We start from the raw sequence: 25,887 nt of genomic DNA on the forward strand, positions 1-25,887 counted from the left end.
TCACCCTGACACCACCATCTCCTTGCGCCTCAAGCTCAAGCGCGCCGGGTGGAACGATGCCTTTCTTTTTGAGCTCCTCGGCCACATGCGATAGCCCTGCCCTTGAGGGGGTGGGTCGGTTCGCATGAAATGCGAACCGGGGCGGGGCGACAGACCATCCTGTGAGCAGGTGCTGGCAAGGTTCGTATCCCGGCGAGAGTCTTCGTGCGGCTCACCCCACCCCGCCCGCGCTTCGCGCGAGCGACCCTCCCCCACCAGGGGAGGGTGACAGCCGAGTGCTCGCCCTACCGCTTCTTCCTATTCGCAAACGCGTTGAACGCAGCAATCGCCTCTTCCGACTTGAGCCGCTCGCCGAACAAATGGGCTTCCTGGTCGATGCGGCGGGTCAACTCCTCCGGCGGGGCGCGCAGCAGTCTGCGCGAGGTCGCGACCGCCTCGGCCGGCAGCCGGGAGATCTCGCGCGCCACCTTGCGCGCCTCGACCTCGGTGTGTCCGGGCGAGACCACGGTGTTGACGAAGCCTGCGGCATGCGCCTCCGCGGCGGAAAAAGTCCGTCCCATCACCAGCATCGCGAAGGCGCGCTGGTAGCCCATCGTGTTCGGCACCAGCAGGCTGGCCGCGCCGACCGGGACGAGCCCGAGATCGATGTAGGGCGCGGAGAAGGTCGCAGCGTTCGAGGCGAGCACATAGTCGCAGTGGAACAACATCACGGTGCCCATGCCGATCGAGACGCCGTCCACGGCCGCGATGATCGGCTTGGCATTGAGGGCGAGCGAATAGAGAAACTTGGCCCCGTTCGACAGCATTTCGGGGTGCGAGGCGTCGGCCTTCAGGAAATCCTCGATGTCGTCGCCGGCAGTGAACACGCCGGAGCCACCGGTGATGATCATGCAGCGGATATCAGGGTTGTTCTGCGCGGTGTCGATCGCGCGGCTCATCTCCTGATACATGTCCTGCGTGATCGCGTTCTTCTTGCTCGGACGACGCAGGGTGATCACGCGCGTTCCACGCTCTTCGGTGACGACGATATTGCCATTCGGCATGAGAGCCCCCTGCGGTCGCCGCGGCGCTTGCCTTTGGCGTGTCTCACGAAAGGTCAGCCTACATCATCTTGCAGGCGTGCCAATGCGCTGCTCAAGCTTTTCGATCCCGATCTTGTGTCGTCAGCACAGGCCGCCGGCCGCATCGTCACGCGCTGTCGCGCGTTGCAACATTGGGCTACAATGGTTCACTTGAAAAACTGCTGGTTGTGGGACATGATCGCGCCTGGTGCCGTTTCCTTTGACTGATTGCTCGATCGATGATTGTCGCAGCGGCTGTCGCTGACCGGCAGCATCGGCTTCCGTTCCGCGATGCTGACCGCCACGCTCGCGATAATGGGGCTGGTGTTGCGGGTGGTCGTGACGTTCATCGGTCGGCCCGCCGGGACCTCGCTGGCATCGGCGGGACATCCGTCCGGTGACGATGCGGCCGTACCGAGCCACTCGCGAACTAAGGGAAGGTCCTCGTCAAAAACGCGGTGCCGTCCCGACGAAGGCCGGGACACATTGGTTGTGGGGTAGGCAGCCGCCGCCTTATCCCAGCAGCACCGCATCCGCCGCCGCAACCGATTCCGCGCTCTCCGTCACCGTGCGCTCGAGCGAAGGCGCCTGCACGGTGATGTTCTCGGCGAAGAAGCGGGCGAGCGAGACGTAACGTGCGGCGTCCGTGATGCCGTCGGCCTTGGCGGCGAGCGCTTCGGAGGCCAGCATGCAGCCGCCGAGCGTGGCGCCGAACTGCTGCAAATAGGGCGTAGCTCCCGCGAGCGCCTCGTTCGGTGCGGACGCAACCCGCTCCAAAAGCCATTTGCTGGTGCGCGTCAGCGCCTCCAGCGCCTCGCGCAGCTTGGTGGCCGTGGTGCCGAAGGCGGGATCGTTGGAAGCCTCGACCTGGCTGACGGTGGCCGAGAGCTCGTCGAGCAGCGCCCATACCGACGCGCCGCCATTGGCCGCGAGCTTGCGCGTGACGAGGTCGATCGCCTGGATGCCGTTGGTGCCTTCGTAGATCGCGGTGATGCGGGCATCGCGATAATGCTGCGCCGCGCCGGTCTCCTCGATGAAGCCCATGCCGCCATGGACCTGCACGCCGAGATAGGCGACCTCGTTGCCGATGTCGGTGGAATAACCCTTGGCGATCGGCGTCAGCAGCGCCGCGCGTGCGGCCGCATCGGCCCGCACCTTCGCGTCCTTGGCGCGGATGGAAACGTCGATCGCGACGGCGGTCGCATAGCAGATGGTTCGCGCCGCGGCGGTCTGCACCCGCATCCGCATCAGCATGCGCTTGACGTCGGGATGGACGAAGATCGCATCCGCGCCGTCGCCCTTGCTGCCGACGGCGCGGCCTTGCTTGCGCTCCTGGGCGTAGGACAGCGCCTGCTGGTAGGCGCGATCGGCGACCCCGACGCCCTCCAGGCCGACGCCGAGGCGGGCCTGGTTCATCATCGTGAACATGCAGCGCATGCCCTGGTTCTCTTCGCCGATCAGGAACCCGATCGCCCCGCCGTGATCGCCCATGGTCATGGTGCAGGTCGGCGAAGCATGGATGCCGAGCTTGTGCTCGACGCCGCTCGCATAGATGTCGTTGCGCTGCCCCAGCGAACCGTCTTCGTTGACCATGAACTTCGGCACGAGAAACAGCGAGATCCCCTTGGTGCCGGCGGGCGCGTCAGGCAGGCGCGCCAACACGAAATGCACGATGTTGTCGGTCATGTCGTGCTCGCCATAGGTGATGAAGATCTTCGTCCCCTTGATGCGATAGGTGCCGTCGGCCTGCCGCTCGGCGCGGGTGCGCAGCGCGCCGACGTCAGAGCCGGCCTGCGGCTCGGTGAGCTGCATCGTGCCGGTCCATTCGCCGGAGACGAGCTTCTCGAGATAGATCTTTTTCAGCTCGTCGCTGCCATGCGCCTCCAGCGCCTCGATCGCGGAGGCCGTCAGCAGCGGGCAGAGGCCGAAGGCGACGTTGGCGGCGCTCCAGATCTCGGTGCAGGCGGCGTTGATCGCGATCGGCAGGCCCTGGCCGCCGAAATCTTCGGGGCCGGACACTGCGTTCCAGCCGCCCTCGGTCCAACGCTTGTAGGCGTCAGGCCACCCCGGCGCGGTCGTGACCTTGCCGCCCTCGAGCTTGATGCCGTGCTCGTCGCCGATCTTGTTGAGCGGCGCCAGCACGTCGGATGCGAACTTCCCCGCTTCCTCCAGCACGGCCGCGGCAATGTCGGCGTCGAAATCGCCATAATGGCCGGCCTCCACGGCGGCCTTGAGGCCCGCGCCATGGTTGAGCGACAGCAGCATGTCAGAGATCGGCGCGCGGTAGGTCATGGCTCACTCCCGTGGACAAATATTGGTGCCGTATTCCCATGAAACGGGGGCGGTCTCAATGGCGGGAACGGATGGCGCTGGCCGGCGGGGGGCCCCGGCGGTTGTCGGGCCTCATAATAGAGTAGAGCGAGACGCGGATCCTTCGGCCGGTCTTCCCAGGCCGCGGTATTTTGCCCCTCCAGGCGGTTGAAATGCCGCCCCGCTCCCTATAGACCGGCTGCGACCCCGAGGGAATCTGCGGTAGCCAGTTCTTCCGCCCGCCCCCGGTCGCCAGTTGGGGCGTAGCCAAGCGGTAAGGCAGCGGATTTTGATTCCGCCATTCGGAGGTTCGATCCCTCCCGCCCCAGCCAGAAGCTCCGCTTGATTCGATCCTGCCCCGCTGCGCTGAATCAACCAGCGGCGAACCGGTGTTCGGCAAGTCCCTGCGCGATGCCGTGAATGGCGAGCAGATGGCCGGCTTCGGACTCTCGGTCCAATTGCATGGGATCGAGGAATTTTCTTGCGGTGGTGACGAACATGGTCGTCAGGTCACGGCCGCCGAAGCAGACGCATGTCGGATTGGTCACGGGGAGGGGAATGATCGTGTCGATCCGGCCGTCCGGCCGATAGCGCACGATCCGGCCGCCGGAGAAGAACGCGGTCCAGACCCCGCCATCGACGTCGACGCAGGCGCCGTCCGGTCGCTCTTTCGAGGCGGTATAGTCTGCGAACAGTCTTCTGTTGCCGATCACGCCATCATCGAGGTCGAAGTCGAACTGCCAGGTGCAGTATCGCCGCGTATCGGTGAAGTAGAGCGTGCGATTGTCGGGCGAAAACGCAATTCCGTTGCTGACGATGACCTCCGCGAACATCGGCGTGGCTGTACTGCCGTCGACGCGATAAAGCGAGCCGTTCGGCCGGTGCAGATCATTGTCCATCGTCCCGATCCACAGGCGGCCCCGCGCATCGACCCGTCCGTCGTTGAGCCGATTGTCGCGCCCCGTCTCGATTTCGCAGAAGCGGCTCGATTCCCGGCTTGCAGCATCGTAGCGAAACAGCCCCAGATCCTGCGCGAGGATGTGTGAGCCGTCCGACACCAGCGCCTGGCTTCCGAGAAACCGGCCATCGTGGCGAGTTGTCCGGTGAGCGCCAGTCGACGGATCGAACGATTGATGAAGCCGGCGGTCGATATCGATCCACCACAGCTTGTTTAAGCGGCTGCACCACAAGGGCGTCTCGCCCAGCACGTCGCCTGCCGGCACTGCGGTTTGAACCTTGTCGGCAGCGATGATCCTCGCCGTCACCGCGCACTCCTTCAGCGCAGCGAGCTGTTGGCGAGCGCATCGGCAACGCAGTTGTTGACATGCGCGCAGAGCACCTTCTGCGCCGTCTCGGCGTCGCGCCTCAGCGCGCATTCGAGCAGTGCCCTGTGCTGCTCGGCCGGCTCGGCGCCACGATAGCGGAAAGCCACCATCTGGTAGCGGAAGTATTTGTCGAAGACGAGGCTATGCGTTTCCATCAGCAGGCGCGACCCGCAATTCGAGATCAGCGCCTGGTGAAACTCGCCATCATAGCGCTTCCATTGCTCCGGCTCGCCGATCCCCGAGTCCATCAGCCGCTCCGTCGAGGCGAGCTTGTGATGGGCCGAGACGACGCGCCCCTCCCATTCGACGTCGGCGCTGGCGAAAGAGACCGCCATGGCGTGCGACTCCAGCAGCAGCCGCAAGCCGGCGAGCTCGCGCAGATTATCGGCGGACACCCCGGCAACTTCGAAGCCGCGCTTGCCTTCTGCGGCCACGAAGCCTTCCGCCGCCAGCCGGCTCAGGATCTCGCGCAGCGTGCTGACGCTCACGCCATAGCTCTCGCGCAACGCTTCGAGCCTGAGCCGATGGGCTGGCTTGAGCCGTCCGAAAACGATGTCAGCTCGGATTCTGCGATAGCAGTCCTCGCCGATCGCCGATTCCTCTTTGTCAATCAAGGGCATCGTCTGGTCTCCCGTCGTAGTATATGATAATCTAAAATTCATATGATGAAAACGATTTCCTCCTTTGACTCCGATAATACCCTATGTTTATGCTCGCCAAAAGGCGCGGCCTCAGACCGCGGCGTGATCGAGGGAGGTGGGCATGCAGAGGAAAATGCTGGGCTGGGCCGTCATCGCGGTGGGGGCAGTTCTCGCCGTGCTACCTGCGGCTGCGCAGGTGCAGGAGCGGACGATCCGCTGGGGGCACCTCAACAACACCGACCACCCCGTCAGCCTCAGCGTGCAGAAATTTGCCGAGGTCCTGGCCGCCAAGAGCGGGGGCAAGCTGAAGATCCGCGAATTTGCCGCGTCCCAACTCGGAAACGAATTGCAGCAGCAATCGGCGGTCCGGGGCGGCACCCAGGAAATCTTCTCGGCGTCGACCACCTCGCTCGCCAGCGTCGTCAAGGATCTTGGCCTGTTCGATTTCCCCTTCAGCGTCGCCAACTTCGACCAGGCGACCGCGCTTGCCGATGGACCGTTCGGCAAGACGATGATGGACCTCCTGCCAGGGAAGGACCTGATCGCGCTCGGCTATTGGGGCCTGGGCTTCCGCAACGTCACCAACAGCAGAGGGCCGGTGGCGAAGCTCGAAGATCTCGCCGGCCTGAAGCTGCGTGTGATTCCGAACCCGGTCTATTTGGAGACCTTCAAGGCCTTCAAGGCCAACCCGGTGCCGATGGCGTTCGGCGAGCTCTACACCGCCCTCGAGAATAAGACGGTCGACGGCCAGGAAAATCCCTACAGCGTCATCCTGTCCAACAAATTCTACGAGGTGCAGAAATACGTCTCGGCGACCAACCACACCTTCACCCAGAACATCATCATCGTGAGCAAGAAGTTCTGGGACAAGCTGTCGCCCGAGGAGCAGAAGATGTTCCGCGACACCTACGCGGAGACGGTCCAGTATCAGCGCGAGCAGACCAAACTCGCCGCCGATCGGGCGCTCGGCGAGCTGAAGGCCAAGGGCATGCAGTTCAACGAGATCGCGCCGGCGGAATATGCGCGGATGCAGGAGGCGGTGAAGCCCGTCATCGAGAAGTTCTCCAGCGAATACGATCCCGACAAGGTGAAGCTCTTCAACGCCGAGCTCGCGCGCATTCGCAGCACCATCAAGTGACGGGACGGTAGATAAGGCGAATGGCAAAGATCCTCAACGCTTATTGCGACGTGTTGAAGGCGGCGGTCGCCGTTTGCCTTGCTGCGATGGTGGTGCTCGTGTTCAGCAACGTGGTGCTGCGCTACATCTTCAATTCGGGTATCGCGGTATCCGAGGAGCTGTCGCGCTGGCTCCTGGTCTGGCTGACCTTTCTCGGGGCCATCGTTGCACTGCGCCAGCACGCACATCTCGGCGTCGATACGCTCGTGCGTGCGCTGCCGCCGCGAGGCAGGATGCTCTGCTTCGTGGTCAGCTACCTCCTGATGCTCTATGCCGATTGGCTGCTGACGCTCGGAAGCTGGAAGCAAGCCGTTCTGACCTTCGGCGACACCGCGCCGGCGTCGGGTATCTCGGTCGGGCTTTTCTTCTACTCATCCGGGCTCGTCTTCGGCGTCTCGGCGGCCGCCATCCTCGCTTACGACCTCTTCCAGGTCGTCATCGGCGCGGCGAGCGGCGAGGACCTTATTGCTGTGAAGGAAAGCGACGGGCACAGCTGAGCTCCGCAAGCCCTGTTCTCGGCCGGATTGCACCATGACGATTGTCGTCTTCACAGTCTCGCTCCTCGGCGCCATGGCGCTGGGCATGCCGATCGCGTTTGCCCTGATCGTCTGCGGCATCGCCTTGATGCACTTCCTCGACATATTCGACTCCCAGATCGTCGCGCAGAACATCATCAACGGCGCTGACAGTTTCCCGCTGATGGCGGTACCGTTCTTCATGCTTGCCGGCGAAATCATGAACAAGGGCGGGCTTGCCAGGCGAATCGTGGACATCGCGTTCGCGGTCGTCGGCCACGTGCGGGGCGGGCTCGGCTATGTCGCGATCCTGGCATCCTGCGCGCTCGCCTCGCTGTCCGGATCGGCGGCGGCGGATGCTGCGGCGCTGGCCGCCCTGCTGGTCCCAATGATGGTCGCGGCAGGCCACAAGAAGATGTACGCGGCCGGGCTGGTCGCGGCGGGAGGGATCATCGCACCTGTCATCCCACCGAGCATCGGCTTCGTCTTGTTCGGTGTCGCCGGCGGCGTCTCGATCTCGAAGCTGTTTCTCGCCGGCATCGTGCCCGGGCTGCTGCTCGGCCTCGGCCTTTGTGTTGCGTGGTGGTGGGTCGCCCGTGACGAGAACATCGAAAGCCCGCCCCGCAAGTCCTTGCGTGAGATAGCGAAAGCGGTGACCGACGGATTTTGGGCGCTGATGCTGCCGGTCATCATCGTCGTCGGTTTGCGTTTCGGCATCTTCACGCCGACCGAAGCGGCAGTCGTGGTGGCCGTCTATGCGTTGTTCGTCGCCACCTGCATCTACCGGGAGCTGAAGCTCTCGCAACTCTACGAGGTGATGGTCTCGGCGGCGCTCAGCACAAGCATCGTGATGTTTCTGGTCGCCGCAGCGCTGGTCTCGTCCTGGCTCATCACGGTAGCCGAGATCGCGACCCAGGTCGTCGATCTCGTGCGCCCGTTCATGGGCAGCCCGACGCTCTTGATGCTCGCGATCATGATCCTCGTCGTCATCGTCGGCACCGCGCTCGATATGGCGCCGACTATCCTGATCCTGACGCCTCCTCATGCCCATCGTCAAGCAGGCCGGGATCGATCCAGTCTATTTTGGCGTGCTGTTCATCATCAACAATGCGATCGGCCTGATAACGCCGCCAGTGGGCGTCGTGCTGAACGTCGTCTGCGGCGTCTCGCGGATCAGCATGGAGGACGTCATCAAGGGCGTCTGGCCCTTCCTGATCGCGCAACTCGCCGTGTTGCTTCTGATGGTGCTTTTCCCCCAATTGGTCACGGAGCCGGCAAAATGGTTCGGTGGCTAGTCACGTCCTGTCGAAAGGAGCGGCCCCATGGCCACGCGGATCATGATCCTGAACGGCCCCAATCTCAATTTCCTCGGCATCAGGGAGCCACACATCTATGGCTCAACGACCCTTGGCGAAATAGAGGCAAGCTGCCTGGAACTCGCCAAGCTTCTTGACGTCTCGCTGTCGTTTCATCAATCGAATATCGAAGGTGAGCTCGTCGGCCTGATCCAATCGGCTCGTGGCAACGCGGATGCGATCATCATGAACCCGGCGGCGTTCTCGTTCACTTCGATTGCTTTGATCGATGCCTTGAAGATCTTCGATGGCCCCACGATCGAAGTGCACATCTCCAACATTCACGCCCGCGATGAGCTGCACCGGCATTCGATCACGTCCAGCGCCTCGACGGCCGTGATCTGCGGGCTTGGTCCTTACGGCTATATCGCCGCCATTCTGGCGGCCGTTCAGCGGCTCGGACGATTGCCCGATGGCGTTCCGGCTGCATTGCACGGCTTGAAGCCGAGGAGCAAGGCGTAGAGCAGGGAGGAGCGGATGCGCGGTGCGGGATTTCTGGCAATCTGGAGCGATATCGCGTCTGAGGACCTGACAGACTATCGGCATTGGCTCACCCGCGAGCACACGATGGAACGTGTGACGACGCGGGGCTTTCTCGCCTGCCGTGTCTTCCGCGCGTTGCGCGCCGATATGAACCGCTTCTTCATCTTGTACGAGCTCGAACGCCTGACGTCCTGGACGGCCCGGCCTATCTGGCGCGCCTCAATTCACCGACGCTCTGGTCGCAGCGCATCATGCCCCGGCTGGGCAATTTCGTTCGCGGCGGGGGCAATGTGACAGTTCGCGCCGGGCGCGGCGAGGGCGCCACCGCGATAGTGCTGCGGATCGACCGGCCTCTGGACGATCCGGCAGGGTTTGCCAATGCCATTGCCGGTTGCGACGGCGTGGTCGCCGTTCAGATCGGTGCGACGGATCAGGATCGCACGTCAGTTCCGACGGTCGAAAAAGGCATGCGGACGAGCGAAGGCCTGTTTGCCGGCCTGCTGATGGTCGAGGCTCTCGACGAGACGGCGCTCCAAGCCGCTTGGCACAAGGCCGCCGAACTGGCGCCTGATGTCGGTGGCCGCCTTGGGGATCCGGAAATTTACCAAGGCATTTTCGCCCTCGATGCGCGTATCGCGGATTTCAACTGATGCGGTCGAGCGGGCGTTCGCAACCCGACGGGCCTGACACCAGGATGGATAGCGATGACGCGCGCGTAGTGTCTCCTTCAGGAGAGTTGGCGATAGGCGCGCGCAGCGGCGTGATTGTGTCCTTGCGCGCAACGGTACGCCGCTGCGCAGGCTCTACGCCGTGGGCAATGATGCGGCAGGCTTAGCCTATCCCTCATACTGATCCGGCCCCATCGCCCAGGCCGCCTCGTCATGCCCGTACGCATAGTTCCGGTTGGTCAGCGCCGGGTTGCGATTGACCATCGGCCGCATGAACATCGGGTGGGTCGCGCTGCGCACCTCGTGCTCGACAGTGAAGAGGTGCTTGCCGCTATCGAGGTCGACGATGTCGCAAAACCGGTACTGGTATTGATTGTCCTCGCGGGAAATCAGGTCGCGCGCCAGGAGCTTGCGATAGGGGCCGGAGAAGTCGGTGATGTAGATCTGCACATGGTGGCCGTCATAGTCCGGCTGCGGCCGATCGGTCTCGCGGAACAACAGGTGCTGGTCGCGGCCCGTCTTCACCGCGGCCACCTTGCCGCCGCCGTTTCGCAAGTCGGCGGGCATGCCCATGACTTCAGGATAGAACGCGCAGATGCCGGTTGCCGATCCCGCCGGCACGTTGAACTCGACATAGGGAATCCCGAGCGCGATGCGCCCGAAGCGCGCGGCGTCGGGCTCGTAGCAGCGCAAGCGGTTGCCCCATGGACAAACCGCCTCGACATGGTCGTTGCGCTCGGCGAAGGTGAACGCGGTGCCATCGAGCTTTTTGGCGACCGAAGCCAGCCGCGCGAGCAGTGCCTCGCGGCCGGCGATGACCAGCCCGACATGGCCGCGCAGCACCTGCGGCCTGCCGCTCGGCAAATGAAACTGGCTCCGTCCGGCGTTGATCCACATATTGGTGTCGGACACCATCAGATAGGGATCGCGGGTCAGCCCGAGTCCTGCCACGTAGAACAGGGTGGCGAGGCGCTGATCGGGGACCTGGATGTTGACGTGCTCGAAATGGATCGCGTTGCCGAGATCTTCCTTGGAGCGATCGAATGGCTGCGGCATGGATGGGGGCACTGGCTGGGGCACGGAGTTCATATTAAAGCAAACTTCTCCGCCGGTCGAAATTGTTCGCGCAGGGGCATCATGTCCACCGCCAGCCTTGCTGGGATCGCCAGTCCCTGCAAGTCGCACCGCGCGAGCAGGGGCCGGCGTGTGAGGGGAAAATTTTCGCGCAGCCCCCTTGAACAAAGATCGACTTGTTCCTAGGTCGTTTGCCGCCCGGGGGCCGGTTCCGGACCCGGATTTTGGACATCGCTGAACCTAGCAAGGAGGATGTGCATGCATTTCCGCCCGTTGCACGACCGTGTGCTCGTGCGCCGAATCGATGCCGAGGAGAAGACCGCCGGCGGCATCATCATTCCCGACACCGCCAAGGAGAAGCCGCAGCAGGGCGAGATCATCGCCGCTGGGCCGGGGGCGCGTAACGAGCAAGGCCAGCTCGTGCCGCTCGACGTCAAGGTCGGTGACCGGGTGCTGTTCGGCAAGTGGTCGGGCACCGAGGTCAAGATCGACGGCGAGGAGCTCTTGATCATGAAGGAAAGCGATCTTCTCGGCGTGGTCGAGCAGGCCGGCACGCTGAAGAAGGCGGCGTAACACTGACAGTCATCGAACGGAAAGGAGTTTGCAAAAATGGCTGCCAAGGACGTGAAGTTCGCGACCGAGGCCCGCGAGCGCATGCTGCGGGGCGTCGACACACTGGCGAATGCGGTGAAGGTCACGCTCGGTCCAAAGGGACGCAACGTCGTCATCGAAAAATCGTTCGGCGCGCCGCGCATCACCAAGGATGGCGTCACCGTCGCCAAAGAGATCGAACTGGAGGACAAGTTCGAGAATATGGGCGCACAGATGGTGCGCGAGGTCGCGTCAAAGACCAATGATCTTGCCGGAGACGGCACCACGACGGCGACCGTGCTGGCGCAGGCCATCGTCAAGGAGGGTGCCAAGGCAGTCGCCGCCGGGATGAACCCGATGGATCTCAAGCGCGGCATCGACCTTGCCGTGGACGCCATCGTGACCGACCTCAAATCGCACGCCAAGAAGGTTACCTCGAACGACGAGATTGCCCAGGTCGGCACCATTTCCGCCAATGGCGATACCGAGATCGGGCGCTTCCTGGCCGAGGCCATGCAGAAGGTCGGCAATGAGGGCGTGATCACGGTCGAAGAAGCCAAGAGCCTCCACACCGAGCTCGAGGTGGTCGAGGGCATGCAGTTCGATCGCGGCTACGTCTCCCCCTACTTTGTCACCAATCCGGAGAAGATGCGGGTCGAGCTCGAAGACCCCTATGTGCTGATCCACGAGAAGAAGCTGTCGGGCCTGCAGACGATGCTGCCGCTGCTCGAACAGGTCGTGCAATCGGGCAAGCCGCTGCTGATCATCGCAGAGGAGGTCGAGGGCGAGGCGCTGGCGACATTGGTCGTCAACCGTCTGCGTGGCGGCCTGAAGGTTGCCGCCGTCAAGGCGCCGGGCTTCGGCGACCGCCGCAAGGCAATGCTGGAGGACATCGCGATCCTCACCGGCGGCACCGTGATCTCCGAAGATCTCGGCATCAAGCTCGAGAACGTCTCGGTGAAGATGCTGGGCCGCGCCAAGAAGGTCGTCATTGACAAGGAGAACACCACGATCGTCGACGGGGCCGGCGCCAAGAAGGACATCGAGGCGAGAAGCCAGCAGATCAGAACCCAGATCGAGGAAACCACCTCGGATTACGACCGCGAGAAGCTCCAGGAGCGGCTGGCCAAGCTCGCCGGTGGCGTCGCGGTGATCCGGGTCGGCGGCGCGACCGAGGTCGAGGTGAAGGAACGCAAGGACCGCGTCGACGACGCGCTGCATGCGACCCGGGCTGCGGTCGAGGAGGGCATCCTGCCTGGCGGCGGCGTGGCACTGCTGCGCTCCCTCAAGGCGCTCGAGGGCGTCAAGACCGCCAATGCCGACCAGAAGGCCGGCGTGGACATCGTGCGCCGCGCAATCCAGGTGCCGGCTCGACAGATCGTGCAGAATGCAGGCGAGGACGGCTCCGTCGTCGTCGGCAAGCTCCTCGAGAACCAGACCTACACTTGGGGCTTCAACGCGGCGAGCGGCGAGTACCAGGACATGGTGCAGGCCGGCGTGATCGATCCTGCCAAGGTGGTGCGCACGGCCTTGCAGGACGCGGCCTCGGTTGCTTCGCTGCTCATCACGACCGAAGCGCTGGTGGCCGACAAGCCGAAGAAGACGGAAGCGGCAAGCGCTCCCGCGATGGACTTCTGAGACGAGCGAGCCCGGCCCAGCGGCCGGGCTCGTTCTCCATGAGCTGTCACGATCAATTGCATCTGTTTTCGAACGATAGGAGGATGAGATGATCAAGGATCGTACGTTCTCCGCTCGCGCGGAGAACGCCCGAATAATGTTGCGGCACCTCGCCGCGTTGGCCGTTGGTGCCGGCCTTTCCCTCGTGCCCTTTGCGGCCTACGGCGCCGAAAGTCCCGGTTCTATCAGGAACGCGGCAGACAGTTTCGAACAGCTCGCGTTGCCGCCGATCCCATACCTGGACACGATGCCCTGGCAGAATTGGGAGCGGGCCAGTGCAACCATGAAGGTGGATACGTTGCTGTCGCCGGTCCTGGGGCCATCAGGTATCCGGCTCGATCTCGCGCCGTCGGATCGGGTCCGACCACAGCCTGCCATGAGCTGACAGCGGAGCGGCCGGCCGGCCGCTCCGGACGTAACGAGGCCGCGAACCGAAAGGAGGATGATCAGAGATGAGAGGCGTTATCGCTGCCATTGCCTTGTTGGGGATGGTCAATGCGCTTCAGGCCAAAGAGGCGGACTCTCCGCGCGCAGAGGCGCGGATTTCGGCCGAGCCCGCCCGGCAGCTCGCTACCAGTTCCGTTGCAACGTCTCGCAGCAATGCTGAAAAAGTGCGCCAGAATGGGCGCAGAAGCGCTGACTTTTCGGCCGAACGTATCGTCCCCGACATCTGCAGAGGATGCTGATCGGCCTTGGCCGATCAGCATCCGTTTCGCGCTCATCTAATGTATTGTCGCGAGGTTCGGATCGGCCAGGCCCGCGCAGACCTTCGCCTTGATCCGTTGCAACGCGCGCTGCTCGATTTGGCGGATTCGCTCGCGCGAGATGCCGAACTTGCCGGCGAGCGAGTCCAATGTCTTGTGCGGCTCGTCCAAATATCGTGCTTCGATGATGCTGCGCTCCCGTGGCGACAGCGCAGCAATGGCGTCCGTGAGGGCAGCTTTCTTTCGTTCACGATCGGCGGCTTCCAGCAGCAGACTTTCAGGATCGGGGGAGGGATCCACGAGACGATCCTGCCATTCATCGCCTTCTGTCTCGACGCTGAGCGGCACGTTGAGCGAGATGTCGCCGCGCAGCCTGCCATTCATCTCGACCACGTCATCCTCCTTCACCTCGAGACTATCGGCGATATATCTGAGCTGATCGGCGCGCAGATCGCCATCCTCGGCCACGCCAAGCCTGCGCTTCAGCTTGCGGAGATTGAAGAAAAGCTTCTTCTGCGCCGCGGTGGTGCCCAGCTTGACCAGCGACCATGATCTCAGGATGAATTCCTGCACTGATGCCCTGATCCACTAGGAGGCATAAGTCGCAAGCCGGAAGCCTTTCTCCGGATCGAACCGCTTGACGGCGAGCATCAGTCCGACGTTAGCCTCCGAGATGAGGTCGGCGATTGCCAGGCCGTAGCGGCGATGCTGGAGCGCAATCTTGGCCGCCAGCCGCAGGTGGCTCGTCACCAGCCGATAGGCCGCGTCACGATCGCCGCAATCGCGCAAGCGCCGGGCATATTCGGCTTCTTCCGACGGCTCGAGCAGCGGAAATCGATGGATCTCCTTCAGGTAGCGGGATAGCCCGCCTTCGGAATGGATCGCGGGAAGTGATGAGGCAACTAACATCGCGCACCCCCCTCACGAACATCGTTCGCGCCGATCGGGGGCGCGCTGCTGATCAATGTGGGAGTGGCGAAGAAGCGCCGAAAGCGGCACAGCTGGGAGCGCGGCGATTTTGGCGGGCCGCGCGGTCGTAGCGCAGGCAGGTTTCATGTCCAAATCCTCAATCGAGCAAGATGGTCAGAATCACCACCAGCCTCACTCGCTGAGCCCGAACTTGGCACCCAGACGCTCTCAGGCCGGTGGACGCATTTAGAATTTGAAAATCGGCGGAAGGTTCCGACTTGAATGTTGGATGCTGAAATTGGCAAGGAGAGGCCCGCCCCTTTCTCCGATGCAGACAGCCTCTTGAAACCTGAAGCCTTCGTTCCAATTTGGTCCACGCGCGCGGTGGAGTTCTTCGAATGCCATTCGCGTGCCCGGCAGGTTGGTCGGCCCCCTTCGCCTGGTGCGCATGTCTGGTTAGTGGGATGGATGATTATCGTGATCTTGTCAGCGCGGCTCTTGCGCTGTTCTGCGCCGGCGTGATCTTGGTGGCCGGCCACCTCTTGATCGAATGGCACGCCAGGCATGCCGAGCCCGGCATAGAGGTCGAGGCGCCGAAGAGCGGAGGCTCGCCTTCGCCGCTCCTCTCAAACGGCTCGCCGCCAAATAGGAAGATGATCGAACTCTCAACGGAGGTCAGGCGGAAGCGGCCTACTTAAAGCTGTCTTGCGTCATGAAGCTCAAATCGCACGCAGCCCCTCCTTGGGCATTTCGTGGATCAGCGCATCGATATCGCTCTGCTCCAGTGTCTCCCGTTCCAAAAGCTTCTTCGCGGCGCGGTCCAGGATCGGCCGCCGCGTGTTCAGGATGCCTGGGTGCGCTGGAAGACCTGATCGACAATGGCTTTCACCTCGCGGTCGACTGCGGCCGCAGTTTCTTCCGCATAGTCGCGCTCGCGAACCGGATAGGGACGGTCGGCGCCGGCAAGGAAGTTGCCGGGATCGCGTTCATAGGCGACGCTGCCCAGTCTCTCGGACATGCCGTAACGCGTCACCATGCTGCGGGCGATGTCGGTTACGCGCCGCAGATCGTCGGCCGCACCGGTGGACAGGTGTCCGAACACGATCAGCTCCGCGGCGCGGCCGCCGAGCAGCACCGCCATCTTGTTCTCCAGCTCCTCCTTGGTCATCAGGAAGCGGTCTTCGATCGGTCGCTGAATGGTGTAGCCGAGCGCGCCCACACCGCGCGGGATGATCGAGACCTTGTGCACGGGATCCGTGCCCGGCAGGGAGAGCGCGACGAGGGCGTGCCCCATCTCGTGGTAGGCGACGATCTCGCGCTCCTTGGCGTTGAGCAGGCGATTGCGCTTTTCGAGGCCCGCGACCATGCGCTCGACCGCATTGTTGAAGTCGCTCATGCTCACCGCGTCAGCCGCGCGGCGCGTCGCCAGCAGCGCGGCTTCATTGACGAGATTGGCGAGGTCCGCACCCGTGAAACCCGGGGTGAGCGCGGCAACGGCGTCCGCATCGACGCCTGCCGCCAGGCGCACTTTCTTCATGTGCACCTTGAGGATCTCTATGCGGCCCTTTTTGTCGGGCCGGTCGACCAGCACCTGCCGGTCGAAGCGTCCGGCGCGGAGCAAGGCGGGATCGAGGATTTCGGGCCGGTTGGTGGCGGCGAGGATGACGAGCCCGGAGCGCGAATCGAAGCCGTCGAGCTCGACGAGCAGCTGGTTGAGCGTTTGCTCCTTCTCATCGTGGCCGCCGGCGAAAGGGCCGATGCCACGGGCCCGGCCAAGCGCATCGAGCTCGTCGATGAAGATGATGGCCGGCGCCTTTTCATGCGCCTGCTGGAACAGGTCCCGCACGCGTGCGGCGCCGACGCCGACGAACATCTCGACGAACTCCGAACCCGAGATCGAGAAGAACGGCACTCTGGCCTCGCCGGCGACGGCCTTGGCCAGCAGGGTCTTGCCTGTGCCCGGCGGGCCGACCAGAAGCACGCCTTTCGGCATGCGGCCGCCGAGGCGGCCATAATCGGTCGGGTTCTTCAGGAAATCGACGACCTCGCGAAGCTCGTCCTTGGCTTCGTCGACCCCGGCGACGTCGGCAAAGGTGACGCCGGTATTGGACTCGACATAGACCTTGGCCTTGCTCTTGCCGATGGCCATCAATCCGCCGCCGATCCCGCCGCCTTCCGCCATGCGGCGGCCGATGTACCACCACAGGCCGAAGAACAGGAGCACGGGCATGACCCACGACAAAAGGTCGCGCAGGAACGTGCTCTCGATCTGCCCGGTGAAACGGACGTTGTATTTCTCCAGCTCCTGCGCAACGTCCTGGTCGACACGCGTGGTGACGAATTGCTTCTGGCCGCCCGGCAGCGGCTCCTTCAGCGTGCCCTGCAGGGTGCGGTCGGAGATGCCCACGCTATCGACTTTCCCCTGACGCAAGAGCTGCTGGTATTCGCTAAAGGGGATCACGGCTATCTGGTGGGCCGCGGAGATCAGGTGCTGGATCAAGAAGACCGCGAAGATTGCGGCGACAGCATACCCAAGATTGAAGCGGACATTCTTGTTCATGCGAAAGCCAGGTCCGATATCGTTGCGCAGCCGGGTAGCCTCGAGGCGCGTTTTTTAGCGCGCTCGTTTGGGCCCGGTACGCATCCGGACCTGCATCGTACCGACAGAACTTTTCCCGCCGCCATCTGTTCCTGGCAGACCAACTGCGCCCTCAGTGAGAGGTACTCGCATCCGCAGGGGTGCGTTCAGGCGATGGCGACGCAAGATAGCGATAAGGCCCGGTTGCAGGCCGGGCCTTATCTCAGCTCACCAGGGATACCAATAGGGATATGCCGCTGGATAATAGCGGACGGTCCGATAGTATCGGGGTCCATAATAGACCGGCGGACCATAGACCGGCTCATAGTAGACCGGCGGTGCAGTCGCGGCGGCCAATGCTCCGGTGAACAGGCCGAGCGCGACGGCGGGACCGATGCCTGGACCACCCCAGTGATGGTGGCCTCGCCAGTGGGCCGAAGCCGGCGCAACCGTTCCGATGAGGAGCGTTGCTGCCGCGGCGATTGCAAGAGCAAGCTTTCTCATGTGACTTCCCTCGAATACGCGCCCGCGAAGCGCGGGCTTCCCAATCCTCTGCATGAGTTCCGTTTTGCCGAACACGCGGCCCGGCAGCATCAAAACTTAGGAATGGCCGCGGCGAGTTCAAGTCTCGTGCTTCGGCTCCTTTGCGGATCCGACGTTTGGTCGCACTGGCGAACGTGCCCGGCCTCCCTTGCCGTGGCCGCCAGCCCCTGTAATTTGGAGCGCAAACATCAGGGGGGAAGCGATCGATGGGAGGAGTTCTGGAAGGCGTCCGCGTGCTCGATTTCGGGCGCTATATCGCGGGGCCCTATTGCGCGACATTGCTGGCCGAATTCGGCGCCGAGGTCATTCGGGTGGAAAAGCGCGACGGCAGCGAGGATCGCTTCGTGGCACCGGTCGGCGACGATGGCGAAGGCGCGCTGTTTCTCCAGGTCAACCGCAACAAGAAATGCATTACGCTCGATCCGATGAAGGAGGAGGGGCAGGAGGTGATGCGCCGCCTGATTGCCACCGCGGACGTTGTCGTCGCCAATCTGCCGCCGCAGACCCTGCGCGCGATGAAGCTCGACTACGCGTCGTTGCAGACGATCAAGCCCGACATCATTCTGACCACGGCGACCGCGTTCGGCGGGCCGGGGCCCTGGTCCGACCGGGTCGGCTTCGATGGCGTGGGGCAGGTGATGTCGGGGGCGGTGTACATGACCGGCGCAGGCGATCCGCCGTATCGGGCCGCGGTGAATTGGGTCGATTTCGGCACGGCGCTGCACTGCGCGTTCGGAACGCTTGCCGCGCTGATCGAGCGCGGCAAATCCGGGCGCGGGCAGATCGTCGAGGGCGCGCTGCTCGCAACCGCTTTGTCCTTCACCAATGCCACCTTGATCGAGCAGGCCGTCATCAACGTCAATCGCGTGCCGACCGGCAACCTCGGCCAGACCGCGGCGCCGGCCGACATCTACCGCACCAAGGACGGTTGGGTGCTGTGCCAGGTCACGGGTCAGCCGCTGTTCAAGCGCTGGGCGAGGCTGATGGGCGAGGAGGAGCTGTGGCTGAACGACCCGCGCTTTGCCGACGACATCAGCCGCGGCAACAACGGCCCTGTCATCAGCGAGCGGATGGCGCGCTGGTGCGCCGAGCGCACCACGCAGGAGGCTGTCGACACCCTGGGCAAGGCCATGATTCCGACCGGACCTGTCCTCAGCCCGCAACAGGCGCTGAACCATCCGCACATTCGCGCCGCCGGCTTCATGCAGGACGTCGACTATCCGGGCCTGCCGAAGCCCGCACCGACCGCCCGCGCGGCCGTGCGGCTGTCGAAGACGCCGGGCGAAATCGCAACGCGCCCGCCGACGCTGGGCGAGCACACCGATCTCGTCCTCACCGAGCTCGGCTACGACGAGGCCGCGATCGCGGCGCTTCGGCGAGATGGCGTCATCTAGACCATGACACGAGGCGCAGCCAATCCGAACGGCTGCGAGTACGCCCCCCTCCGAACACCCCGCGGCGAAGAACGAATTAGAGCGGCGCAAAGGTCTTGCAAGGGGGAAGCGAAAATAATCGATCGCGGACGCTCGCGTCCGGCGGACAAACGGAACGAGGCGGGGAGCGGCGAAGGAGCATCTTGACACCGTAACAAGCCGGAATATTTTTCACGCCGGAAGAACTATCTTTCGATATATCGAAATCAAGAGGACCGTGGAGAGACCGTCAGGAGTGACGATGATGCTTGACCAGGATCTGGCCCGCATTCGTGCGCACCGAAGCAACCTCCAGCGATATCGGCGCCTGCTGAAGACGAAGCTCTCAGATATCGAACGCCAGTTCATCGACCGACGGCTCGCCGAAGAGCAGGCCGCGCTCGAGGCGCTCGCCGCCGATGTCTTTCCCGCCACGTTCACGCTCCCGAATATGCAATCGGCTTCCGCCGCGATGGGAGCGGAACGATGAGCGACGTCCGCAACCTCCTCATCCGCGGCAGCGAGAAGGTGATCCAGCACTATCGCCTGCTGCTGGCCAGCGCGAAGACCGAAAGCGAGCGCCAGCTCTATCGGAGCCGGATCGAGCGAGAGCAGCGCCTGCTCGAGACGCTGCAAGACGGCGTCCCGCAGCGATCGGCGGCATGAGGTCCCACCCTGGTGTAGCGACAATCAGGTGCAGCGCAGTGTGGCCGGGCGCTACAGCAATTGCTTCAACGTCCGGGCATCGGCCGGCGCCGCGCTCTTCTGGTCGTTGTCGAAATAAACATAGACGTCGCAGCCCTGCCGCTTCCATGACTTGATACGCCGCGCCCATTGCGCCAGCATGGTCTTGGTATAGTGCCCGTGATAGCGCCCGCTCGGCCCGTGTCCGCGCACATAGACGAAATCCGCCGTGCGCTTCCATGGCGCCGGCGCATCGTGATGATCCGACAGGCACAGCGAGATGTTCTCGTCGGCCAGCATGCGCAGGATGCGCGGCTGGTACCAGCTCGGATGACGGAATTCGAAGCTATAGCGCCGTTTCCTCGACAATAGCTTGAAGAAGGCGGCGAGGCGGTCCGCGTTGGCCTCGAATTGCGGCGGGAGCTGGAACAGGATCGGCCCCGCCTTGCCGCCCAGCGTTGAAATACGATCCTCCAGCAGCTCGAGGCTGTTGACGGAGCGGTCCGACAGGCGCTTCCAATGCGTGATGAATTTCGACGCCTTCCAGGCGAAGACGAAATCGCGGCCGGTCTGCTCGCGCCACCCTTTCACCGCTTCCGGCGTCGGCGTGCGGTAAAACACGCCGTTCAGCTCGGTGGTATCGAACTGTCCGGCGTAGTAGCCAAGCTGCTGCTTCAGCGGCAGGCCTTCGGGAAAGAACGGTCCTCGCCAGGAATCGTAGTGCCAGCCGGAGGTGCCGATCAGAATGCGCGCCATGTTTCACGTGCCATCCGTTGCCATTTGCCGGAGGGAACGTCCGCGCGGCCGATACGTTGCTCGTGAGCTTGATCAACGCAGGACTGAACCGATGTACGCGCTGTTCGAAGGCAACAAGCAGATCGGGGACCCCTTTCCGACCGAGAAAGAAGTGTGGGAGGCCGCCTTGATCGAGGGATTGGTGACCGACGTCCCGGTCGCCGACGAGGAGGGCGGCGGCCGGCTGCTGCCTGCCGGCTATCATGTCGAGCGGGTGGAAGAGGTTTGCGAGCCGCGGCCGGACTGGAAGCTGCCGCGCGAGATCTCCTGAATAGGCCTGCGCCTAATTCGACGCCAGCGCCATCTTGGCGACCTCGGCCATCCAGCCCGATGCGACGGGGAGGATCGCGTCGTTGAAATCGTAGCGCGGGCCGTGCAGCTCCGCGCCATCGCGCAAGTCCCCGTTGCCGATCCAGACGAAGGCGCCCGGCCGCTGCTGGAGATAGAATGCAAAGTCCTCGCCGGCCATGCTGGGCGCGAGATCGCGCCGCACGGGAGCCTGCACCTTCTCCGCGGCGATGCGGGCAAGCTCCGCTTCGGCCGGCGTGTTGATCACCACACCCACACCCCAGATGATCTCTGGCGTGACCGTGACGCCGAAGCTCGTCGCAATCCCGGCGCAGGTGCGCTCGATCCCGTCGAGGATGGTATCCTTGACCGCGTCGCGATGGTACCGCAGCGTGCCGCGGACCACGACGCGTCCGGCGATCTGGTTCGGCGCGGTGCCGCCTTCGATGGTGCAGAGCGAGAGCACTGCGGTGTCGAGCGGATCGACGCTGCGCGAGGTGATCGATTGCAGCGCCACGATCAGGTGGCCGGCCGCCACCACCGGATCGCGCGTCAGATGTGGCATGCCGGCATGTCCGGCATGGCCCTCGATGGTGATGGTGATGCGCCCGCCCGAGGCCATGACGACGCCGTCATGCACCGCGATGGTGCCGGCCGCAAGGCCCGGCCAGTTGTGAAAGCCGAACACCCGCTCCATCGGAAAGCGGTCGAACAGCCCGGCCGCGACCATCGCGCGCGAGCCGCCAAAGCCTTCTTCGGCCGGCTGGAAGATGAAGTCCACCGTGCCGCTCCAATCGGTGTCGGCGGCGAGCAGTGCTGCCGCGCCGAGCAGCGAGGCGGTATGCCCGTCATGGCCGCAGGCATGCATCACGCCGGGAGTTTTTGAGGCGTAGGGCAGGCCGCTGTCCTCGGTGATCGGCAGCGCATCCATGTCGGCGCGCAGGCCGACGCGCCTCTGCGCATGCCCGCGCATCAAGGTCGCGACGATGCCGTGGCCGCCAAAGCCTGAGACGAAGGAGATGCCGAGCTCGGTGAGCCTGTCCTGCACGAAGGCAGAGGTCTCCTTCTCCTGCAGGGACAATTCGGGATGCGCATGCAGATGGCGGCGCCACGCGGTCAATTTCTGGTGCAGCTCGGGTGTCAAGATGGGGGTCTTTCGCAGGGGATTGGCGGCGGCACCATAGCGGAATATCCGTGCCCTGCATCAAGCGCCATGGAATGCCTCACTTGCAGCCGCATCGTCATGGCCGGGCTTGACGGAGCACTCTACGCCGCCAGCTTCGCCAGCCCCTTCCAGTCAAAACCGACGCCGTGGCCGGGACGGTCCGGCGCCAGTGCCATGCCGTCCTTCAGCACCAGCGGATGCTCGATATAGGTGTCGAGCCCGAAGCCATGCGCTTCCAGATAGGAGCGGTTCGGGCACGCCGCGAGCAGATGCACGGTGATGTCGTGCGCGCCGTGGCTGGTGACGGGCAGGTTGAAGGCCTCCGCCAGCCGCGCGATCTTCATGAACGCACTCACGCCGCCGCAATTGGTGACGTCGGGCTCGGGATAGGACACCGCGGCATTGGCGATGTAGTTCTTGAACTCCCACAGCGAACGCAGATTCTCGCCCGCTGCGATCGGCACACAGCCCTCCTGCATGATCCGCGCATGGCCTGCGACGTCATCGGGGATGATCGGCTCCTCGAGCCAGGTGAGGTCGAAGGGCTGAAGCGCGCGGGCGGCGCGGATGGCCTCCTCGACGGTCCATTTCATGTTGGCGTCCGCCATCAGCGGAAAACCGTCGCCGAGATGCTGTCGCATCGCGGAGACACGCCCGATGTCGGATTTCAGGTCGGGCCGGCCGACCTTCATCTTGATGGCGCGAAATCCCTTGGCGAGATTGCCGTCGGTCTGCTTGAGCAGCGCCTCGACCGAAAGATCGAGATCGATGCCGCCGGCATAGCACGGCACGGCAGCGTCAAAACCGCCGAGCAGACGGAACAGCGGCAGCTTCGCGCGCCGCGCCTTCAGATCCCACAGCGCGATGTCGAGCGCGGAGAGCGCCAGCACCACCGGCCCGCCGCGGCCGCCATAATGCAGGGCCCACCAGACATGATGCCATATCGCCTCCGTGTCCTCCGCCTCGCGGCCCTCGACGAGCGGTGCAATTTCGCGCTTGACGATGTCCGCAGTCGCCCCGCCATTGCGCCCGACCGTGTAAGTGTAGCCCACGCCTTCGGCACCGTCAGCATCGCGGATGCGGCAGGTGATCAGCTCGAACGCCGCCATCTCGCCATGCATGGAGTCGGAGAGCGTAACGGGCAGCGGGATTCGGTAGAGTCCGGTCTCGGTCGTTGCAATGCGCGCCATGTTTCCTTCCTGCGCTTTTCCCGCAGGCTAGGGCGATGTGCGGGCCCCCGCAAGCGCGCACCGTGCAAGGCAGCTCACCGCATCGTCGCGAGCTGCAGGGCCAGCGCACAGGCGCGGTCGTATTCGTCGAGATTGATCCACTCGTCGATGGTGTGCGCCTCGTTCTGGCCGGCGCCGAAGGTCACCGTCGGAATGCCGTGGCGGACCATCCAGTTGGCATCCAGGCCGCCATTAGCGGCGCGGACGTTCGGGGTTCCCCCGACCGCGGACACCGCCGCGATCGCGCGTTTGACCACGGGCAGGCTCTCCTTCATGCGGAACGGATAATAGTCGGTCTCCGCCTTGAATTTGACGCGACCGGACTTGCCTTGCGCGTTGGTGACCTTCTTGGCGGCCTTCTCGAACGCGGCCTTGTAGGCCCTGGTGATCTCTTTGAAGAATTTTCCGTCGTGGCTGCGGCTCTCGCCGCGCACATGCACGTAGTCGGTGACCACATTGGTGGCATCGCCGGCGGGGCGGCCCTCGCCGCCGGTGACGGGACCGACATTGCTGGTGCCTTGCCGCTTGCCCTTCACCACCTTGCCGAACCAGCCGCCGGCCTTCACCTCGGCAAGCGCGAGCGCCATGATCATCGTCGAGGAGATGCCGCGCTCCGGCGCGACGCCAGCATGGGAGGCGCGGCCGAAGATCTCGACGGTCCAGCGGTCGGCGCCGACCGCGCCGATGACGACGTTGGAGGCCGAGCCGCCGTCATAGTTGAACGCCATCTCCGGCGCGCCGAGCTCGTCGAGCTTGACGTGGCGCGCGCCGTAGAGCCCGCTCTCCTCGCGCACGCAGAACAGCAGCGTGATCGGCGGATGATCGGGCTTCTGCCTGGCAAGCTCCGCGGCCAGCGTCACCAGCACGCCGCAGCCGCAGCGATTGTCGCCGCCGAGCGCGGTCCTGGCGTCGTTGACGATCTTGCGCCCCGATTTCTTCGGCTTGGCGCCGGCGCAGAGCGGCACGGTGTCCATGTGGGTCATGAACATGATACGCGGCTGGTTGTGCAGAGCGCCGCGGCCGGGCAGGTCGACGATGAGGTTGCCGGTCTCGGTCGGCACGGGAATGCGCGTGTTGGCATCGTCGAGCCGGATCGCCTTCGCCGGCACGCCGCTCTCCTTCAGCGCGGCCGCGAGCTCACGCCCGATCGCCGCCTCCTGTCCCGTTACGCCCTCGACAGAGAGGAAGCGCATGAGGCGGTCGGTGGCGGCTTTGGTATCGACAGGCATGAATGATTCCTTTGGCGAGCGGGCGCGTCATCCTATGGGCTTGGCGAGGTGTAAGCCAAGAAGATCAGCACGCCGAATGCGAGCATGGCAGCCATGAACAGCAGCACCGCCGGCAGCCCGGCGAGCGCCGCCACCGCACCGGTGACCGACTGCATCAAGGCCGCGCCGAGAAAGAACGCGAGGTTCACGGCTGCGAGCGCCTTGCCCGCTGTCTGCGCATCGACCAGCTGCCGGGACATGCCGAACAGCAGCGGCTGCGCAGAGGTCGCAAGGCCAATGAGCACGAACAGCACGAAGTCGTATTGCGGCGGCATCACCGGAAGGCCGAACAGCACGGAAACCGCGTGATGCGGTGCCCCCAATGCCATCAGCGCCAATAACAGCGCCCCGGCCATATGCGTGCCTGCCACAAGCGCGCGGCGGCGGCCCAGCCTGCGGTCGATCATACCGATGCACAAGGGGCCGGCGATCATCGCCAGCGTGAACGCGCCGAGCTGATTGCCGGCTTCGACCCGCGACAGGTCCTTGACCTGCATCAGCCACGGCCCGCCCCACAGGCCGCGCAGCACCAGCGAGGTCGCCAGCGACACCAGCGCCAGTGCGATCAGGCCGCGCAGGGGCCGCGACAGTCCGAGCCGGAGCACCTCGATCATCTGCGACAGTGGCGAGGACTCGTCCTTGTGCTCGGCCGCCTGGTGCGGCACCAGCGCGAACACGGCGAGCGCCACCGCGACGCCGCCAGCCGCGGAGATCCAGAACCCTGCGCGCCAGCCCCAAGTGTCGACCACGAAGGCGAGCGGGCTCGACGACAGCAGCATGCCGATATTGCCGATCGAGAGGATCGCGCCAGACCATAGGCCGAAGCGACTTGCCGACAATTGCTTGGCCGCCAGCGTCATCGGGCACATCAGCATGCCCGAGGTGGCAACGCCGAGCAGCACCTGCCCGACGGCAAAGCTCGCAGGTCCGGCCGCAAACCCCGACGCGATGGCGCCGATGACGGTTCCCGCGAGCAGGCTGAGCGAAACGGGGCGCACACCGAAGCGGTCCATCGCCGCCCCGACCGGGATCTGCGCCGCGGCAAAGGCGAAAGGATAGACCGAGGTGAGACTGGCGAGCGCCTGCGGCTCGATATGGAAATCCGCCGCCATCAGGTCGAGGCTGACCGCAGGAATCGTGCGCAGCAACGTGGAAAGCATGTGCCCGCAGGCGAGCGCGAGCAGCGCGAAGATCAGCGCGCGGGTGCCATCTCCCGTGGCAGCGGTCGTCATGAGCGTCCCGTCCCTGGAAGGTTTCGGATCGGCGTACATGATCGTCGGGCGGACGCCAATGGCGGCAGCGGGACCCCCTCATTCCGGAATGTGGCTTCTTGATCACCGCGCGAAATGACCAGGTGCAGACAGCCGGCAATCAGCATGGCGCTTGCCGAGCGCCGGCCGTCACGACGACGCGCTTGGCAGGCGTTCAGGCCTCG

Annotated in this window: 24 protein-coding genes, 1 tRNA gene and 3 pseudogenes; 14 read left to right on the forward strand and 14 right to left on the reverse strand. The window is 64.3% G+C overall.

Annotated elements, in window-relative coordinates:
* Positions 1–284: 284 nt before the first annotated feature.
* The 3 genes from IVA78_RS23715 to IVA78_RS23725 all read right to left on the reverse strand — a co-directional run bounded on the left by IVA78_RS23715 (position 285) and on the right by IVA78_RS23725 (position 3,353).
* The gene (locus tag IVA78_RS23715) at positions 285–1,043 is read right to left on the reverse strand and encodes an enoyl-CoA hydratase-related protein (RefSeq protein ID WP_247468241.1); all 759 of its coding nucleotides are present in this window, start codon (positions 1,041–1,043) and stop codon (positions 285–287) included.
* 185 nt (positions 1,044–1,228) lie between these two features.
* Complete coding sequence (locus IVA78_RS23720) at positions 1,229–1,411, reverse strand: hypothetical protein (RefSeq protein WP_247468286.1); 183 nt, start codon at positions 1,409–1,411, stop codon at positions 1,229–1,231.
* A 163-nt stretch (positions 1,412–1,574) separates the two neighbouring features.
* Positions 1,575–3,353 (reverse strand): acyl-CoA dehydrogenase, encoded by a 1,779-nt coding sequence (locus IVA78_RS23725; RefSeq protein ID WP_247468243.1) that lies wholly within the window; start codon positions 3,351–3,353, stop codon positions 1,575–1,577.
* Between the two features lie 275 nt (positions 3,354–3,628).
* Between IVA78_RS23725 and IVA78_RS23730 the strand changes: the two genes are divergently transcribed.
* Positions 3,629–3,703 (forward strand) — tRNA-Gln (locus IVA78_RS23730).
* Between the two features lie 39 nt (positions 3,704–3,742).
* Here the strand turns inward: IVA78_RS23730 and IVA78_RS23735 are convergent.
* Positions 3,743–4,636, reverse strand: coding sequence for an SMP-30/gluconolactonase/LRE family protein (locus IVA78_RS23735; protein ID WP_247468245.1), 894 nt, complete (start codon positions 4,634–4,636; stop codon positions 3,743–3,745).
* Positions 4,637–4,647: 11 nt separating this feature from the next.
* Positions 4,648–5,316 carry a GntR family transcriptional regulator gene (locus tag IVA78_RS23740; protein ID WP_247449665.1) on the reverse strand — a complete coding sequence of 223 codons (669 nt, stop codon included), beginning with the start codon at positions 5,314–5,316 and terminating at the stop codon, positions 4,648–4,650.
* A gap of 142 nt (positions 5,317–5,458) precedes the next feature.
* Here IVA78_RS23740 and IVA78_RS23745 point away from each other — a divergent pair, with 142 nt between their 5' ends.
* The 6 genes and pseudogenes from IVA78_RS23745 (at position 5,459) to IVA78_RS23770 (ending at position 9,517) form a co-directional block, all read left to right on the forward strand.
* Entirely contained in the window at positions 5,459–6,475 is a 1,017-nt protein-coding gene (locus IVA78_RS23745; RefSeq protein ID WP_247279203.1) for a TRAP transporter substrate-binding protein, read from the forward strand.
* A 20-nt stretch (positions 6,476–6,495) separates the two neighbouring features.
* Positions 6,496–7,011 (forward strand): TRAP transporter small permease, encoded by a 516-nt coding sequence (locus IVA78_RS23750; protein WP_247279204.1) that lies wholly within the window; start codon positions 6,496–6,498, stop codon positions 7,009–7,011.
* 34 nt (positions 7,012–7,045) lie between these two features.
* Positions 7,046–8,324: pseudogene (locus IVA78_RS23755) on the forward strand (TRAP transporter large permease subunit).
* 27 nt (positions 8,325–8,351) lie between these two features.
* Positions 8,352–8,846: a type II 3-dehydroquinate dehydratase gene (locus IVA78_RS23760; protein WP_247279206.1), complete on the forward strand. Its 495-nt coding sequence runs from the start codon at positions 8,352–8,354 to the stop codon at positions 8,844–8,846.
* A 15-nt stretch (positions 8,847–8,861) separates the two neighbouring features.
* Entirely contained in the window at positions 8,862–9,161 is a 300-nt protein-coding gene (locus IVA78_RS23765; RefSeq protein WP_247468249.1) for a hypothetical protein, read from the forward strand.
* On the forward strand, positions 9,119–9,517 hold the full coding sequence (locus IVA78_RS23770) for a hypothetical protein (RefSeq protein WP_247468251.1): 399 nt from the start codon (positions 9,119–9,121) through the stop codon (positions 9,515–9,517). The genes IVA78_RS23765 and IVA78_RS23770 overlap by 43 nt, the downstream gene beginning before the upstream one ends.
* Positions 9,518–9,703: 186 nt before the next feature.
* On the opposite strand, the gene IVA78_RS23775 is transcribed toward IVA78_RS23770, so the two are convergent.
* Positions 9,704–10,591: a hypothetical protein gene (locus IVA78_RS23775; RefSeq protein ID WP_247279208.1), complete on the reverse strand. Its 888-nt coding sequence runs from the start codon at positions 10,589–10,591 to the stop codon at positions 9,704–9,706.
* A gap of 276 nt (positions 10,592–10,867) precedes the next feature.
* On the opposite strand from IVA78_RS23775, the gene groES reads away from it, so the two are divergent.
* From groES to IVA78_RS23790, 3 genes are all read left to right on the forward strand, one after another.
* Positions 10,868–11,182, forward strand: coding sequence for a co-chaperone GroES (groES, locus tag IVA78_RS23780; RefSeq protein ID WP_247279209.1), 315 nt, complete (start codon positions 10,868–10,870; stop codon positions 11,180–11,182).
* A gap of 36 nt (positions 11,183–11,218) precedes the next feature.
* Positions 11,219–12,838 carry a chaperonin GroEL gene (gene groL, locus IVA78_RS23785; RefSeq protein ID WP_247417413.1) on the forward strand — a complete coding sequence of 540 codons (1,620 nt, stop codon included), beginning with the start codon at positions 11,219–11,221 and terminating at the stop codon, positions 12,836–12,838.
* Positions 12,839–12,926: 88 nt separating this feature from the next.
* Entirely contained in the window at positions 12,927–13,262 is a 336-nt protein-coding gene (locus IVA78_RS23790) for a hypothetical protein (protein WP_247449674.1), read from the forward strand.
* A gap of 337 nt (positions 13,263–13,599) precedes the next feature.
* Here the strand turns inward: IVA78_RS23790 and rpoH are convergent.
* From rpoH to IVA78_RS23805, 3 genes and pseudogenes are all read right to left on the reverse strand, one after another.
* Positions 13,600–14,490, reverse strand: a pseudogene (rpoH, locus tag IVA78_RS23795) (RNA polymerase sigma factor RpoH).
* Between the two features lie 719 nt (positions 14,491–15,209).
* Positions 15,210–17,050: pseudogene (gene ftsH, locus IVA78_RS23800) on the reverse strand (ATP-dependent zinc metalloprotease FtsH).
* 246 nt (positions 17,051–17,296) lie between these two features.
* Positions 17,297–17,572, reverse strand: coding sequence for a hypothetical protein (locus IVA78_RS23805; protein ID WP_247279212.1), 276 nt, complete (start codon positions 17,570–17,572; stop codon positions 17,297–17,299).
* A 245-nt stretch (positions 17,573–17,817) separates the two neighbouring features.
* Between IVA78_RS23805 and IVA78_RS23810 the strand changes: the two genes are divergently transcribed.
* From IVA78_RS23810 to IVA78_RS23820, 3 genes are all read left to right on the forward strand, one after another.
* Complete coding sequence (locus IVA78_RS23810) at positions 17,818–19,005, forward strand: CoA transferase (protein ID WP_247279213.1); 1,188 nt, start codon at positions 17,818–17,820, stop codon at positions 19,003–19,005.
* 283 nt (positions 19,006–19,288) lie between these two features.
* Entirely contained in the window at positions 19,289–19,513 is a 225-nt protein-coding gene (locus IVA78_RS23815; RefSeq protein ID WP_247279331.1) for a hypothetical protein, read from the forward strand.
* Entirely contained in the window at positions 19,510–19,689 is a 180-nt protein-coding gene (locus tag IVA78_RS23820) for a hypothetical protein (RefSeq protein WP_247279214.1), read from the forward strand. Before IVA78_RS23815 ends, IVA78_RS23820 begins: the two co-directional genes overlap by 4 nt.
* Before the next feature lie 51 nt (positions 19,690–19,740).
* Here IVA78_RS23820 and IVA78_RS23825 read toward each other — a convergent pair whose 3' ends face one another.
* On the reverse strand, positions 19,741–20,463 hold the full coding sequence (locus IVA78_RS23825) for a DUF72 domain-containing protein (protein ID WP_247279215.1): 723 nt from the start codon (positions 20,461–20,463) through the stop codon (positions 19,741–19,743).
* A gap of 91 nt (positions 20,464–20,554) precedes the next feature.
* On the opposite strand from IVA78_RS23825, the gene IVA78_RS23830 reads away from it, so the two are divergent.
* The gene (locus tag IVA78_RS23830) at positions 20,555–20,773 is read left to right on the forward strand and encodes a hypothetical protein (protein ID WP_247279216.1); all 219 of its coding nucleotides are present in this window, start codon (positions 20,555–20,557) and stop codon (positions 20,771–20,773) included.
* Between the two features lie 12 nt (positions 20,774–20,785).
* Here the strand turns inward: IVA78_RS23830 and IVA78_RS23835 are convergent, their stop codons facing one another.
* From IVA78_RS23835 to IVA78_RS23850, 4 genes are all read right to left on the reverse strand, one after another.
* Entirely contained in the window at positions 20,786–21,934 is a 1,149-nt protein-coding gene (locus IVA78_RS23835; RefSeq protein ID WP_247279217.1) for an amidohydrolase, read from the reverse strand.
* A gap of 122 nt (positions 21,935–22,056) precedes the next feature.
* Complete coding sequence (locus IVA78_RS23840; RefSeq protein WP_247279218.1) at positions 22,057–23,145, reverse strand: mandelate racemase/muconate lactonizing enzyme family protein; 1,089 nt, start codon at positions 23,143–23,145, stop codon at positions 22,057–22,059.
* Positions 23,146–23,219: 74 nt separating this feature from the next.
* Positions 23,220–24,413 (reverse strand): M20/M25/M40 family metallo-hydrolase, encoded by a 1,194-nt coding sequence (locus tag IVA78_RS23845; RefSeq protein ID WP_247279219.1) that lies wholly within the window; start codon positions 24,411–24,413, stop codon positions 23,220–23,222.
* Positions 24,414–24,445: 32 nt separating this feature from the next.
* A complete protein-coding gene (locus IVA78_RS23850) occupies positions 24,446–25,684 on the reverse strand; it encodes an MFS transporter (RefSeq protein WP_247279220.1) in 1,239 nt (412 codons plus the stop codon).
* Between the last annotated feature and the right edge of the window lie 203 nt (positions 25,685–25,887).

The sequence above is a fragment of the Bradyrhizobium sp. 137 genome (assembly GCF_023074095.1).
Classification (GTDB): Bacteria; Pseudomonadota; Alphaproteobacteria; order Rhizobiales; family Xanthobacteraceae; genus Bradyrhizobium.